12 protein-coding genes are annotated in these 13,521 nt (G+C 64.0%); 7 read left to right on the top strand and 5 right to left on the bottom strand.

Features of this window, described 5'->3' with window-relative positions; genetic code table 11:
- Positions 1-505 precede the first annotated feature (505 nt).
- The 5 genes from AC0L3D_RS06380 to AC0L3D_RS06360 all read left to right on the top strand — a co-directional run bounded on the left by AC0L3D_RS06380 (position 506) and on the right by AC0L3D_RS06360 (position 7,208).
- Positions 506-934 carry a CBS domain-containing protein gene (locus tag AC0L3D_RS06380; RefSeq protein WP_287346383.1) on the top strand — a complete coding sequence of 143 codons (429 nt, stop codon included), beginning with the start codon at positions 506-508 and terminating at the stop codon, positions 932-934.
- A gap of 299 nt (positions 935-1,233) precedes the next feature.
- Positions 1,234-2,394, top strand: coding sequence for an efflux RND transporter periplasmic adaptor subunit (locus tag AC0L3D_RS06375; protein WP_128171160.1), 1,161 nt, complete (start codon positions 1,234-1,236; stop codon positions 2,392-2,394).
- Positions 2,394-5,525 (top strand): efflux RND transporter permease subunit, encoded by a 3,132-nt coding sequence (locus AC0L3D_RS06370; RefSeq protein ID WP_287346385.1) that lies wholly within the window; start codon positions 2,394-2,396, stop codon positions 5,523-5,525. Before AC0L3D_RS06375 ends, AC0L3D_RS06370 begins: the two co-directional genes overlap by 1 nt.
- 346 nt (positions 5,526-5,871) lie before the next feature.
- Entirely contained in the window at positions 5,872-6,687 is an 816-nt protein-coding gene (locus AC0L3D_RS06365; protein WP_287346387.1) for an SDR family oxidoreductase, read from the top strand.
- Between the two features lie 26 nt (positions 6,688-6,713).
- Positions 6,714-7,208, top strand: a complete 495-nt coding sequence (locus tag AC0L3D_RS06360) for a MaoC family dehydratase (protein ID WP_268929563.1) — start codon at positions 6,714-6,716, stop codon at positions 7,206-7,208.
- A 5-nt stretch (positions 7,209-7,213) separates the two neighbouring features.
- On the opposite strand, the gene AC0L3D_RS06355 is transcribed toward AC0L3D_RS06360, so the two are convergent.
- Positions 7,214-7,909 (bottom strand): hypothetical protein, encoded by a 696-nt coding sequence (locus AC0L3D_RS06355; RefSeq protein WP_128169936.1) that lies wholly within the window; start codon positions 7,907-7,909, stop codon positions 7,214-7,216.
- Positions 7,910-8,121: 212 nt separating this feature from the next.
- Between AC0L3D_RS06355 and AC0L3D_RS06350 the strand changes: the two genes are divergently transcribed.
- Positions 8,122-8,766: a TetR/AcrR family transcriptional regulator gene (locus AC0L3D_RS06350; protein ID WP_473643504.1), complete on the top strand. Its 645-nt coding sequence runs from the start codon at positions 8,122-8,124 to the stop codon at positions 8,764-8,766.
- Positions 8,767-9,006: 240 nt separating this feature from the next.
- On the top strand, positions 9,007-9,252 hold the full coding sequence (locus tag AC0L3D_RS06345; protein WP_128169934.1) for a DUF680 domain-containing protein: 246 nt from the start codon (positions 9,007-9,009) through the stop codon (positions 9,250-9,252).
- An 83-nt stretch (positions 9,253-9,335) separates the two neighbouring features.
- On the opposite strand, the gene AC0L3D_RS06340 is transcribed toward AC0L3D_RS06345, so the two are convergent.
- From AC0L3D_RS06340 to AC0L3D_RS06325, 4 genes are read right to left on the bottom strand one after another with little or no spacing between them, the layout of a single operon-like run.
- Positions 9,336-9,566: a hypothetical protein gene (locus tag AC0L3D_RS06340; RefSeq protein ID WP_023797528.1), complete on the bottom strand. Its 231-nt coding sequence runs from the start codon at positions 9,564-9,566 to the stop codon at positions 9,336-9,338.
- A 51-nt stretch (positions 9,567-9,617) separates the two neighbouring features.
- Entirely contained in the window at positions 9,618-10,199 is a 582-nt protein-coding gene (locus AC0L3D_RS06335; protein WP_473643502.1) for a sarcosine oxidase subunit gamma, read from the bottom strand.
- Positions 10,192-13,182, bottom strand: a complete 2,991-nt coding sequence (locus AC0L3D_RS06330; RefSeq protein WP_473643500.1) for a sarcosine oxidase subunit alpha — start codon at positions 13,180-13,182, stop codon at positions 10,192-10,194. Before AC0L3D_RS06330 ends, AC0L3D_RS06335 begins: the two co-directional genes overlap by 8 nt.
- The gene (locus AC0L3D_RS06325) at positions 13,179-13,475 is read right to left on the bottom strand and encodes a sarcosine oxidase subunit delta (RefSeq protein ID WP_023797525.1); all 297 of its coding nucleotides are present in this window, start codon (positions 13,473-13,475) and stop codon (positions 13,179-13,181) included. Before AC0L3D_RS06325 ends, AC0L3D_RS06330 begins: the two co-directional genes overlap by 4 nt.
- Positions 13,476-13,521 lie beyond the last annotated feature (46 nt).

Genomic DNA, 13,521 nt, shown 5'->3' with positions numbered 1-13,521 from the left:
TCGTCGCCAGCGGCGCGCCGCCCTCGTTGGTGAGGCGTATATAGTCGGCGCCCATCCAAAGTGTCAACAACGATTTCAATCTTTTTTGCGGAGAACTGTTACGCTTTTGGCATCTCAGTTCAGGGGCGCGCTAGGCCATGTCTTAGGTGCGATTTGTTACCTAAGTCTCCGCGCGACCCAGCGGAAGAACCGTCTCCAGTCCTTTCATCCTATATGGGAACAAAACGGGAAGCTTCAAGGGTCACGCCGCCCATGTCCGGTCTGCAAGGCGGCATTCACGGCAAACGGGACCGGAGCCCGATGGTTCCGGCAGATATCCTATGGCGGCGCGGCCAAACGGCTGGAACCATTCGGCCCGGCTGTTAGTTCCATCAGCGAAGAACGAGACCGCCGAGCGAGCATCGCAGCCCGACAGGCCTGAGGTCCTCAACAAGTCCTTCAGACCAATATCGCTCGACGACCGCAGGCGTTGATGCCGTTCTGGGCGCGAACAGGGAGATTCACCATGAAAGTCGCTGAGATAATGACCCCCAACGTTCATCTCGCCAGTCCTGGCGAGTCGTTGCAGAAAATCGCGAAACGCATGGCGGTTGACGATGTCGGATTCCTGCCAGTCGGAGAAAACGACCGACTCGTCGGAACGATCACCGACCGTGACATCGTCGTGCGTGCGGTCGCCGAAGGCAAGGACGGTAATGCCACGGTCCGCGACGTGATGACCAAGGATGTCAAATACTGCTTCGAGGACGAACATATCGAGCACGTCGCCCAGAATATGGGTGACATCCAGGTCAGGCGGTTGCCTGTCCTCAATCGCGACAAGCGCCTGGTGGGCGTGGTCTCGCTCGCGGACGCGGCGCTGAAGGAAGATCCGGCAACCGCCGGTATCGCGATGTCCGGCGTCGTCGTACCCGGCGGCGCACACGCGATGTAAACGATTCCACGCGGGCACGCAGACGGGATCCGATGGACGACCTGCCGAGCGGCGCCGTCGGCATGGCCCTGAGGAGGCGATCGAACGGCGAGCGCATCTGGCGATCTCTGCCGCCCGCGGCAATCGGCCGTGAGCCCAGCAGGGTCCCTTGTCAACGTTACACCGATTTAATGTGCAAGCGAGCGGGAGAATTGCCATAAAGCTTTGATATCGACGGGCCATCCCCTGTGTCGGAGGGTGCTGTCGCGTCTACTTCAGCTTGGGAAGGGTAGACGGTATCTTTGCCAACCGGAGTGCCGATGGCCGCCTGGAAACAGATTGTTTTTGCATTTGTGATCCTCGTCGCGGCCGCGGCCGCCTGGGTTCGCTTTTTTCCAGGCGCGCCGGATGTGCTGGCGCGCTGGGGCATCGAATGGGCTGATGCCGCGACGCCTCCGACAGCGACGAGCGCCGTCGACAACGCCGGGCAAGCGGGCCGCCGCAGCGACGCCGGCCAACTGGCGACTATCGTCGCATTGCCGGCGGCCACGGCCGTCATCAATGATCGCCTGCGGGCAATCGGCACCGGCCGAGCCTACGCCTCGGTGACGGTCAATCCCTACAGTTCAGGCCGCCTGGTCGAATTTCTGGTCGAGTCCGGCGCCCATGTCGAAAAAGGACAGATCATTGCCACCCTCGATTCCGACACCGAGGTGATCGCACAGGACCGCGCAAAGGTTGCCTTGCAGGACGCGCAGGCCAAGCTCGACCGGGTCAAATCGTTGCGGGCTTCCAACGCTGCGACGGCGGTCTCTGTTGCCGATGCCGAGGTGGTGCTGGCCAATGCCAAGCTGGCGCTTCGCGATGCGGAACTGGCCTTGCAGCGCCGCTCGATCGTCGCGCCGATCGCCGGCGTCGTCGGCATCCTGCCGATATCAGCCGGCAACTATGTGACCAGCCAGTCGGCGGTCGCCACCCTTGACGACCGCTCCAGCATACTGGTCGAATTCTGGGTGCCGGAGCGCTTCGCCGCCGTCGTCAAAGTCGGCGCGCAATTGTCGGCGACGCCAATCGCCAACCCAAACAAAGCCTATACCGGCACGGTCTCCGCCATCGACAACCACATCGATGAAGCCAGTCGTACCCTTCTGGTCAAGGCAAAGATCGCCAATCCGGCCGATTCGCTGCGTGCCGGCATGTCCTTCCAGATCACCATGAAGTTCCCCGGCGACAGCTATCCTGCGGTCAGTCCGCTGGCGATACAATGGGGTTCGGACGGCGCCTATATCTGGACCATCGTGGACGGCAAGGCCAAGCGGGTTGCGGTGCGCATCATCCAGCGCAACACTGAGACCGTGCTGATCGATGCCCCGATCGTCAGCGGCGACATGGTGGTGACCGAGGGCACCCAGAGTGTCAGCGAAGGCGGCGAGGTCCGCATCGCCGGCGAACAACTGCGCGCCGCGGACGCCGACGGCTGATGACCGCAACCAACAACGCAGCCAGCGACACAGGATTCACCGCGCTGTTCATCCGCAGGCCGGTGATGGCCTTCGTTTTGAACACGCTGATCGCGGTCGCCGGCCTTGCTGCCTTTTACGGTGTCGAAATCCGCGAACTGCCGGATGTCGATCGCGCCGTCGTCACCGTCAACACGACCTTTGAAGGCGCTGCAGCCGAGACCGTCGACCGCGAATTGACCGACGTGATTGAGGGCGCGGTCGCCCGCGTCTCTGGTGTGAAGTCGATCTCGTCCACCTCGTCCTTCGGCACAAGCCGCGTCACCATCGAATTCAACGACGGCGTCGACCTCGACGTCGCCGCCTCCGATGTGCGCGATGGCGTCGGCCGCGTCGCCGACCAGATGCCGGATACGGCGGATGCGCCTCGCATCGTCAAGGCCGATGCCAATTCCGAGCCGGTGATGCGGCTGGCTGTCACCTCCGACACCATGTCGGTGCAGGACATGACGGTGCTGGTCCAGGACCAGATCGAGGACGAGCTTGCCGCCGTGCCTGGCGTAGCCGACGTCCAGGTCTATGGCGACCGCGACAAGATATTTCGCATCGATGTCGATCAGAACAAGCTCGCCGGCCTGGGCTTCACCGTCGCCGACCTGAGGACAGCGCTGGCCTCGGTCGCTTTCGATTCGCCTGCCGGCTCGATCACCACGACCAACCAGGATCTGATCGTGCGTCCGACGGCGGACGTGACCACGCCGGAGGAGTTCGAAAACATCATCATCGGCGGCACGACCCGCATCCGCGACGTCGCCACCGTCACGCTCGGCCCCGACATCGGTCAGACCACATTGCGATCGAACGGCAAGACCGGCATCGGTCTCGGCATCATCCGCCAGGCGGAATCGAACACGCTGGATATTTCGACCGGCGTCAGGGCCGCCGTCGCCGCGCTGCAGGCGGATCTGCCTCAGGGCATGTCGATCAAGGTCACCAGCGACGATGCGGTCTTCGTCAACGGCGCGGTGCATGAGGTCGAGATCGCACTCGGCCTGTCCGTCTCCATCGTGCTGATCGTCATCTATGTGTTTCTCCTCGACTGGCGCGCGACGCTCATTCCTGGGCTTGCGATGCCGGTCGCCATGATCGGGACGATCGCCGCCATCTATCTTGCCGGCTTCTCGGTCAACATATTGACGCTGCTGGCCCTGGTGCTGGCGACGGGCCTGGTCGTCGACGACGCCATCGTTGTTCTGGAAAATATCGTGCGACGACGCAACGAAGGCATGGGGCCACGCGCCGCGGCCGTGCTTGGCGCCCAGGAAGTGTTCTTCGCCGTCATCGCCACGACGCTGACGCTGGTCGCCGTCTTCGTGCCGATCTCCTTCCTGCCCGGCCAGACCGGCGGCCTGTTTCGCGAATTCGGCTTCGTTCTCGCCATATCGGTGCTTCTGTCCGCCGTCGTGGCGCTGACCCTTTGTCCGATGCTTGCCTCGCGCATGCTGTCGGTCGCGCCGCTTCATCACGAAGGCGGCAGCGGCATCGGCGCCCGCATCGGCGGCGCGCTGAACAGGCTCTACCGGCGCTGCCTGCGCACCTGCCTCGATGCGCCGTGGATCGTGCTCCTGGTCGCGCTGCTGTTTGCAGCCACCGCCTTCACGCTGTTCGGCACGATTCGCCAGGAACTGACGCCGACCGAGGATCGTGCCGTCGTGCTCATGCGCGTCGACGCGCCGCAAGGCGTCAGCCTCGACTACACGACGCAGCAGATGCAGAAGATCGAAAAACTGATCGAGCCGCTGCGCGATTCCGGCGAAATCCGCAATACGTTCGAGAGCGCCGGCCGCAACGGCGCCTACAATGCCGGCTTCATGGTGATGACGCTGGCGCCATGGGACGAGCGCACCCGCAGCCAGCAGCAGATCATGGCCGACATCAGACGGCTCACCCGGCAGGTGCCGAGCGTGCGCGTCTTTCCGATGCAGCCCAACAGCCTCGGGATTCGCGGCGCCGGCAACGGCCTGCAGTTCGCGCTGGTCGGCAACAACCGTGCGGCGCTCGGCGACGCTGCGGTGAAGATCATCGCCGAGATGCAGAAGGACGCCCGCTTCCAGTCGCCCCGGCTCTCCGTCGACCCGACGCAGCCCCAGCTTTCCGTCGCCATCGACCGCGAGCGCGCTTCCGACCTCGGCATCGACATCACCAGGCTGGCCGATTCCTTCCAGGCCATGCTCGACGGCAATGATGTCGTCGACGTCTATATCGCCGATCGCAGCTACGGCGTGAAGCTCGTCTCGACGACCAACCCGATCAACGATCCGACCGATTTGGAGAACATCTTCCTGAAGACGGCCGACGGCCGCTTCGTGCCGATGTCGACCATCGCCACTTTGACCGAGCGCGCCGTACCGCCCTCGCTGACCCGCGAGCAGCAGCAGCCGTCGGTGGCGATCACCTCCAACCTCAGCGGCGATTTCGCGCTCGGCCAGGCGCTCACCCGCGCCGAGGCAATCGCCACGCCGCTTCTGCCGCCGGGCAGCCGCATCGTCCCCTTGGCCGAGGCGGCGACGCTGGGCGAGACCAACAGCGCCATGATCGCCATCTTCGGCTTCTCGCTAGTCATCATCCTTTTGGTGCTCGCCGCTCAGTTCGAGAGCTTCGTCAGCGCGGTCATCATCATGGCGACGGTGCCGCTCGGCCTCGCCTGCGCGATCTTTGCCCTTTTGCTCAGCGGCACCAGCCTCAACGCCTACAGCCAGATCGGCCTGGTGCTCCTGGTCGGCGTCATGGCCAAGAACGGCATCCTGATCGTCGAGTTCGCCAATCAGTTGCGCGACCGCGGGCTCGGCGTGCGCGAGGCGATCGAGCAGGCCTCCACCATCCGGCTCCGACCGGTGATGATGACGATGATCTGCACCGTGCTCGGCGGCGTGCCGCTGGTGCTGGCGAGCGGCGCCGGCGCCGAGGCGCGGATCGCGCTCGGCTGGGTGATCGTCGGCGGTCTGGGCCTGGCCACCGTCTCGACGCTGTTCCTGACACCGGTCGCCTATCTCCTGCTCGGCCGCTTCGTCACGCCGAAGGTGGAAGAGGCATCGCGGTTGAAGCGCGAGCTCGAACAAGCCGCCTACACCAATGTCGAGCCGGCCGAGTAGGCAGGACAATCGCTTCAGCTTTTAGTCCACCGCTCATTCCGAGCGTTTGCGCTGCCCCTCACCTGCCTGCCGGCATCCTCTCCCCGTATAGGGACGGGGAGAGGGGCGCTCTCGTCACCGGTTTCGCCAATCACCGGCGTCGCAAGAAGGCGCCGGCGTTGCGGTCAGCTCCTTCTCCCCGTCACTATACGGGGAGAAGTGCCCGGCAGGGCGATAAGGGGCGGCGCCGACTTCAACAAGTTGATCTCCAATACAAATTGGGCACTATCATTTGCCTGAAGAGATTTGCGGCCCTGACCATGGCAGCCTTTTGCTGGGCGAGGCACGGGCGCGCGGAGGAATTGCGATGAGCTATCTGGACGAGCTGTTTTCGGTGGCCGGCAAGACCGCGCTGGTGACCGGGGCTGCGACCGGCATCGGCCGCATGGCGGCGACCGCTTTGGTCAGGGCCGGCGCCACCGTGATGATCGCCTCGCGCAAGGGTGAGGACTGCATCAGGGTTGCCGATGAACTGAACGGCCTCGGCGGCACCGGCCGGGCCGAGGGCTTTGCCGGCGATGTCTCCAGCGAGGCTGGCATCGCGGCGCTGGTCGACGAGGTCAAGGCGCGGACCGAGCGGCTGAACATCCTGGTCAACAATGCTGGCGTCTCCTGGGGGGCGCCGCTGGAAAGTTTTCCCTACCATGCCTGGGCCAGGGTGTTCGGCGTCAACGTCACTGCGGTCTTCCAACTGACGCGCGAGCTTCTGCCGCTGCTCGATGCCGCCGCCAGCGATGCCGATCCGGCCCGGGTGATCAATCTGGGTTCGGTGATGGGCACGCAGCCGCTGGCCGACGACGCCTACTCTTACTCTGCCTCAAAGGCTGCTGTTCACCATCTGACGCGCATCTTGGCGATCGAGTTCGCCGCCCGCCGCATCACCGTCAATGCCTTCGCCCCCGGCCCCTTCCAGAGCCGGATGACAGCTTTTGCCACCGCGAGCGAGGAACAGGCAAGACAAGTCGGCGGCCATGTTCCGCTTCGTCGCATCGGCGCGCCGGATGACATTGCCGGCGCAACGCTCTATTTGTGCAGCCGCGCCGGCAGCTATATCACCGGCGTCATCCTGCCGATCGATGGCGGACAGTCGGTGCAGCATGGGCTGACACTGTTCAAGGAATGAAGCCGCTCGCGCTCCGGACGGTTGAAATGGAGGACATCAGCGTGGAACCGATCAGTCTCGATGTGCTTCTGGCCAGCGTCGGCAAGGAGGTCGGCGTGTCGCCGTGGCGGGTGGTCTCGCAGCGCATGATCGACCAGTTCGCCGACGCCACCGACGACCACCAGTTCATCCATTGCGACCCGGAGCGCGCCAAGCGCGAGACGCCGTTCGGCGGCACCATCGCGCATGGTTTTCTGTCGCTTTCGCTTTTATCGGCGATGACCTTCGAGACCATGCCGCCGCTCGAAAACAGCAAGATGGGCGTCAACCATGGTTTTGACTCGCTGCGCTTCCTGGCGCCGGTGAAGACCGGCGCGCGCATCCGCACCCGTTTCGTGCTGGCCGACGTCAAGGTCAGGCCGTCGGGGTGGGTGCAGACCGCACATGACGTGACGATCGAGATCGAGGGCTCGAAAAAGCCGGCGCTGACCGCGCGCTGGCTGACGCTGACATTGATCGAGCGCGAGCCAGAAGCGGCCTGAACGGCTCAACGAACCTCGCCAGAGATCATCTTCATGTGCCGGCCGACCTGCAGGGCGATGTAGACGACCAGCGCGCAACCGATCGGGAACACGATCTCGTTGAGGCCGGTTGTGATCGCCCGCGGCAATTCAAGGGCAACGCCGTTCACCGCGGCCGTCTCAATCGTCAGGACCGTGATTCCGCCGCCGAACACCGCGCCGATCGCGGTGCCTGCCAGCGCGAAATGGAGCGGACGGGGCCTTTCCTTCGACGCCAGCGAGGCCAGGATCCAGCCGAGCAGGCCGTATTCGATCGCCCGCAGCACGCCCAGCGTGGTGAGCGAGAGGGTGGCCGGTTTTGTGGCCGCATCAAGAGCAGTTACCATGACCTTTTGCGACCCCTTGGCGATGGCCATCGCCAGTGGTGCCGAGATTGCAGCGATCAGGCCGCCGAGCGAGGCTCGTACCTTGGCGATCGCCGTGCCGAGGCTGAGACCGGCGCAGACGAAGAACGCCCACGTCACGCCTTGCGCCAATTCGATCAGGATCAGGGTGGTAGCCGGGTGAGAACCCGCTGCAAGCCTGCCAGCCAGAGTAAGCGCCTCCATGGCGAATCCGAGCGCGATCGCCAACCATGCAACCATGACCACCCGCCTGAGGGCCAGCATGGCATCGTGAGAAAGTGGATCTGCGTTTGGCGCAACGGAAGAAAGCTCGGTCATGGTCATCTCGCCCTAGCAACGAAATCTCTTGGCCGGGCCGCAGCTAACCTCTGGTTGTAACAGTCCGATGTCGCGTCGTTCTGCCCGGGTAACGCTTGTGATCGATGTTTAGGCGAAAATGGCTGAGAAGGACGCCGATTTTTGACCGCGCCTTGTCCGATTCCGTACAGCGTATATAATTTAGCCAGCCACAAACAGAAGGCAGGCGAAAATTGCCGCTTAGCGTCCAGACACGCCGCGAGAAACAAAAGGCCGAACTGCGCTCCGAACTTGTGGACGCCGCGCACAAGCTCGTCCAGGAAGAAGGCTATGAAGGCCTCACCATCCGCAAGCTGGCCAAGCGTGTCGGCTATGCGCCGATGTCGGTCTATTCCTATTTTGCCGACAAGCAGGACATCTTGTTCGCGTTGGCCGAGGACGCGTTCAAGACTCTGGCAAAGCGTATCGAGGATCACCCGGCCGACGATCCGATCGAGGCGCTGCAAGTGGTGATGACCGAATATGCGGCCTTCGGCCTTGGCAACCCCAACGAGTATCGCACGATATTCATGACCGAGAAGGTCAAGCCCCCGGAAGGCAGGACCTTCGCCGAGATGCAGGAGGGCAACCCGTTGATGAAGGTGCTGATCAAGAGGGTCGAAGCCTGCGTGGCCGCCGGCAGGCTGAAGGGCGAACCGCGCGCCATCGCCACTATGCTGTGGGCGGTCGGCCACGGCACGATCTCGCTGCTGATCACCCTTCCCTTCTATCCGTTCGGCGACCAGCAGGCTTTCGTCAAGCGGATGTGCGACTTCACGCTTGCCGCTCTGGCCACGCAGGACGTGCCGCCGCTGACCGAGACGCCGGTCAACTGCTGAAGGGTTTTTGTTCGGTTTCGGATAGCTGACAGGCAAGCGAAACAGGGCGAAGGCCTGGGGAATCAATCTATGCGTGTAGGACCCTGGTGGCTGGGATCGCGACCCGGCGGGCTAGCGCCACGCTCGCCGTCAAAAATTTCGTACATGTACAATTTCCGACTTGAACTTCATATTCGCCGGTCGTATATGTACGCTATGTCGTACATGTACAAAACCAGTCATCCAGCCCGGAGACAGACCATGAAAAAGACAATCCTCACCGTCGCGGCAGTGCTTGCATTCTCGGGCGCTGCCTTCGCCGACCAGAGTCAGCCCGGCAAACAGGCGCCGGCCGCGGCCTGCGCCGACACCGGCATCAAGCTCGATTGCGGCGCGACCGGATCGGTCGAGAAGGCAGGCGCGGCCACCCACAAGGGCTCAACGGAAAGCAAGGACCCGCGGCTCGGCATCGATATCGACCCGTGGATCGTGCCCAGCACGTTCTGACGTTCGAAACAAAAGCGACGACAGGAAATCCTGACCGCCTGCTCTCGTGCCCGGCGACCCGGCTCGCCGGAGCCTGATGAATGTTATTTCCTGCGCTTCTTCATTCCGGCCACGATCTTGGCCTTGCCAGGTCTTGCAGGAGCGCCGGGAATCGAAGTCCCGGTGATCGACACCGGATCGCTGGCCGGAAACGTATCCTCGAGCCCTTCCTCGAGTTCCTCTTCAATGTTTGGTTCTTTGTGCTGCTCGTGTTCGAACGAGCGCACGGCCGGCGTCTTCTGAGCCGCTGGATTCGGCGCGGATTTCGACGGCATCGACATTCTCCCCGACTTGCTCCGGCAAACGGTCGAGCCCAGCGAACATTCCTAAGCCGCTGCGTCGCCGGCCGCCTCCGACAGGAAAGTAAAGACATAATCGGAAAAAGAGCGCCAGCATTCAACCCGGAACGCGTCGGCTGCGATGCGCAATAGCACGATCTCGGCCTTGCCCAGGATGGTGCGCGAGGCCGCGCCCACCGGAAAGACGTCCAGCGACAGATCCTGCGGACAGCCTGAATTGATCGTCGCCGCCACCGCTGGACCGATAACCGAGATGGCGACGTTGCGATGCGAGATGCCGACCGCCGAATGCAGCACTGTGACCTCGGCGCAATCGGCGAGCGGGTCTTTTCCCACCTCGTCGATGACCAGCCATTCGTCCGGCCCAAGCCACAATGCCGTGCGCCCGGCATTTGCCGCCGAGGTTTTGGGCTTCCGCGGCAGGTTCACTCCAAGCGCCTTCGAAAGCGCCGCGACCGAGGCGTCCGGCGCGCGCAGCGAAATACGCTGCGCCGGCGGCAACACAGCAAGCGTAACGCCGGTTACGGAAAGCTCCTGACCGGCGAGAGCCGGCCGGCGTTCGACCGACGGCGCAGCGGCGGCAGATTCCTTCGCGGCAGCCTTAGCCATTGAGGCGCTCCCCCTTGTCGTCAAAGAACACCATGCCGGTGACCTCCACCTCGATCGTCGCATTGGGCATCGGCACGTAGAGCGTCTCGCCCATCCGGTCGCGGCCGCCGGCAACCAGGGCCAGCGCAATCGAGCGGCCGCAATTTTCCGACCAGTAGCTCGAGGTGACATGGCCGATCATCGTCATCGGGATCGCCTGCTTCGGATCGCCGACGATCTGCGCGCCTTCCTCCAGCACGACTTTTGGGTCTTTGGTCTTCAGGCCGACAAGCTGCTTGCGGCCCTTGGCGACCAGGTCGGGCCGAGCCAGGCCCCTGATACCGACGAAATCGGTCTTCTTCTTGCCGACCGCCCAGTCGAGCCCGGCATCGCCAGGCGTCACCGTGCCGTCGGTGTCCTGGCCGACGATGATGTAGCCTTTTTCGGCACGCAGCACGTGCATCGCCTCGGTACCGTAGGCACAGGCGCCGTGCTTCTGGCCCTCGGCCCACAGCGCTTCCCAGACGGCCTGGCCGTAGTCGGCCGGCACGTTGACCTCGAAGCCGCGCTCGCCGGTGAACGACATGCGGAACAGCCTTGTCGGCACGCCGCAAATCCTGCCCTCGCGCACCGACATATGCGGCAGCGCCCCGTCCGACATGTCGATGCCCTCGACCAGCGGCGCGATGATGTCTCGCGACTTCGGTCCCTGCACGGCAATCACCGCCCACTGCTCGGTGGTCGAGGTCAGCCAGACGTTGAGATGCGGAAACTCGGTCTGGAGGTAATCCTCCATATGGTTCATGACGCGCGGCGCACCGCCCGTCGTCGTCGTCACGTGGAAACGGTCGGTTGCAAGCCTGCCAACGACACCGTCGTCATAGAGGAAACCATCCTCGCGCAGCATGATGCCATAGCGGCAGCGGCCGGGCTCCAGTTTCTCCCACGGATTGGTATAGAGCAGCTCCATGAACTTCGCCGCATCAGGCCCGACCACCTCGATCTTGCCCAGCGTCGAGGCGTCGAACAGGCCGGCCGACTTGCGCACCGTGACACACTCGCGATCGACCGCGGCGTGCATGTCCTCGCCTGCTTTGGGAAAATACCAGGCGCGCTTCCATTGGCCGACATCCTCGAACACTGCACCTTGGCGCTCGGCCCACGGATGGATCGCCGTCTTGCGGGTCGGGTCGAAGAGCGGACCCCGCGCGTGCCCGATGATCGCGCCGAAGGTCACCGGCGTGTAAGGCGCTCGAAACGTCGTCAGGCCGACTTGCGGGATCGGCTTGCCCAGCGTCTCGGCGGCGATCGCCAGGCCGTGCATGTTCGAGGTCTTGCCCTGGTCGGTCGCCATGCCGTTGGTGGTGAAGCGCTTGACGTGCTCGATCGAGCGCATGCCTTCATGCACCGCCTGGCGGATGTCCTTGGCGGTGACGTCGTTCTGGAAGTCGACGAAGGCTTTTACCGTCGTGTCCGGCCCGGCGCCGGGCGCCGCGCCCAGCATGCCACGCGACCAACTCTCGCTGGCGTCGACCTTCGGCTTGGCGCCGGCATTCTTGACGCCCGCATCCTTGGCCACCTTGGCGCCCGCCGCATAGGCCTCGTCGATCGTCGCCGACAGTCCGTCCGTGCCGTTGCAGGCGCCGACCGACACGCAATCCTGCGCGTAGGTACCGGGCACGAAACGCTTTGTCTCATCGTTGAAGGCGACCTTGCCGCGCGATTGCGAGAACAGATGCACCGACGGTGTCCAGCCGGCCGACATCAGGATGGCGTCGACCGGGATGGTGCGCTCGCCGCCGCCATTCTTCGGCTGAACGGTCATCGACGAAACCCGCAATTTGCCGCCGGCGCGGATCACCGCGCGGCCGAAATTGACCTCGATTCCAAGCGCCCTCGCCTCGTCGATCACCGATCCGGTCGGGTTGTCGCGCAGGTCGACTATCGCCGCCACGCCGACGCCGGCCTTCTTCAGGTCGATCGCAGCCGCATAGGCGGAATCATTGGCCGTATAGACGCCGACATTCCTGCCGACCGCGACGCCAAAATGGTTGAGATAGGTGCGCGCCGCCGACGCCAGCATGATGCCTGGCCGGTCGTTGTCGGCAAACACCATGTGCCGCTCGATGGCACCGGTCGCCAGTACGACGCGTTTGGCACGGACCTGCCACAGCCGCTCGCGCGGCAGCTCGCGGCCGGCATTCTTTAGATGGTCGCTGACGCGCTCGACCAGCCCGACGAAATTCTGCGCGTAATAGCCGAAGGCCGTGGTGCGCGACAGCACGCGGACATTGTCCATGGCCTTGAGCTTGGCGACTGCACCTTGCGCCCAGGCAAAACCATCCTGGCCGTCGATCCTGGCGCCACTCTCGAAATGCAGGCTGCCGCCAAAATCCGGCTGCTCGTCGGCAAGGATGACGCGCACGCCGGTTTCGGCCGCGGCAAGTGCCGCGGCGATGCCGGCAGCACCGCCGCCCAGCACCAGCACGTCGCAATGTGCGAAACGCGCCGAATAGTGGTCGGGATCCGGCTGGTCGGGAGCGACGCCAAGCCCTGCCGCAGCCCTGATCCTGGGCTCGTAAAAGTTCTTCCAGGCGGACTTCGGCCACATGAAGGTCTTGTAGTAAAAGCCCGCCGAAAGCAGCGGCGAGGCGATGTCGCCGAGCGCGCTGACGTCGAAGGCCAATGACGGCCAGCGGTTCTGCGACTGTGCCGTCAGCCCGTCATAGAGCTCCTGCACGGTGGCACGGACATTTGGCGTCCTCCTGGCCGAGTCGCGCTTGATCTCAACCAGCGCGTTGGGCTCTTCCGCCCCGGCGGACAGGAAGCCGCGCGGCCGGTGATATTTGAACGAACGGCCGACCAGATGGACGCCGTTGGCGAGCAGCGCCGAGGCCAGCGTTTCGCCTTCGATGCCGGCATAGGACTGGCCGTCGAAGCTGAACCGCGCGGTCTCTGCCTGCTTGAGGCGCCCGGCGCCGGGAATGCGGAACGTCGCGATCATTCGGAGGCTCCCGGCAGCTTCGCCGGCTTCGGCTCGCCGGCCTTGTAGGTCATCAGGAACCTGTCGCTGACGGTGTCACGCACGGCATTGAAGAACCGCGCGCAGCCATGCATGTGCCGCCAGCGCTCATAGATGATGCCTTTGGGATTCGAGCGGATGAAGAAGAACTTTTCGAAATCGTCGTCGCTTGTCGCGGCCATATCCGCCGAACGCGCGATATGTGCCTCGCCGGCGTTGCGGAATTCGAGTTCCGGACGCTCTTCCTCGCAATAGGGGCAGCGGATGAGAAGCATGGTTGTTCCTACAATTCGCCGTGGCCGACGCAGGCGCCGGCGGGTT

Source organism: Mesorhizobium sp. WSM4837 (genome assembly GCF_055811435.1).
This window is presented reverse-complemented; position numbering and strand designations above follow the sequence as displayed.

Bases quoted from the DNA above. Each gene is read 5' to 3' on its own strand.
- AC0L3D_RS06380 (WP_287346383.1), top strand. From the start codon at position 506: ATGAAAGTCGCTGAGATAATGACCCCCAACGTTCATCTCGCCAGTCCT.
- AC0L3D_RS06375 (WP_128171160.1), top strand. From the start codon at position 1,234: ATGGCCGCCTGGAAACAGATTGTTTTTGCATTTGTGATCCTCGTCGCG.
- AC0L3D_RS06370 (WP_287346385.1), top strand. From the start codon at position 2,394: ATGACCGCAACCAACAACGCAGCCAGCGACACAGGATTCACCGCGCTG.
- AC0L3D_RS06365 (WP_287346387.1), top strand. From the start codon at position 5,872: ATGAGCTATCTGGACGAGCTGTTTTCGGTGGCCGGCAAGACCGCGCTG.
- AC0L3D_RS06360 (WP_268929563.1), top strand. From the start codon at position 6,714: ATGGAGGACATCAGCGTGGAACCGATCAGTCTCGATGTGCTTCTGGCC.
- AC0L3D_RS06355 (WP_128169936.1), bottom strand. From the start codon at position 7,909: ATGACCGAGCTTTCTTCCGTTGCGCCAAACGCAGATCCACTTTCTCAC.
- AC0L3D_RS06345 (WP_128169934.1), top strand. From the start codon at position 9,007: ATGAAAAAGACAATCCTCACCGTCGCGGCAGTGCTTGCATTCTCGGGC.
- AC0L3D_RS06340 (WP_023797528.1), bottom strand. From the start codon at position 9,566: ATGCCGTCGAAATCCGCGCCGAATCCAGCGGCTCAGAAGACGCCGGCC.
- AC0L3D_RS06335 (WP_473643502.1), bottom strand. From the start codon at position 10,199: ATGGCTAAGGCTGCCGCGAAGGAATCTGCCGCCGCTGCGCCGTCGGTC.
- AC0L3D_RS06330 (WP_473643500.1), bottom strand. From the start codon at position 13,182: ATGATCGCGACGTTCCGCATTCCCGGCGCCGGGCGCCTCAAGCAGGCA.
- AC0L3D_RS06325 (WP_023797525.1), bottom strand. From the start codon at position 13,475: ATGCTTCTCATCCGCTGCCCCTATTGCGAGGAAGAGCGTCCGGAACTC.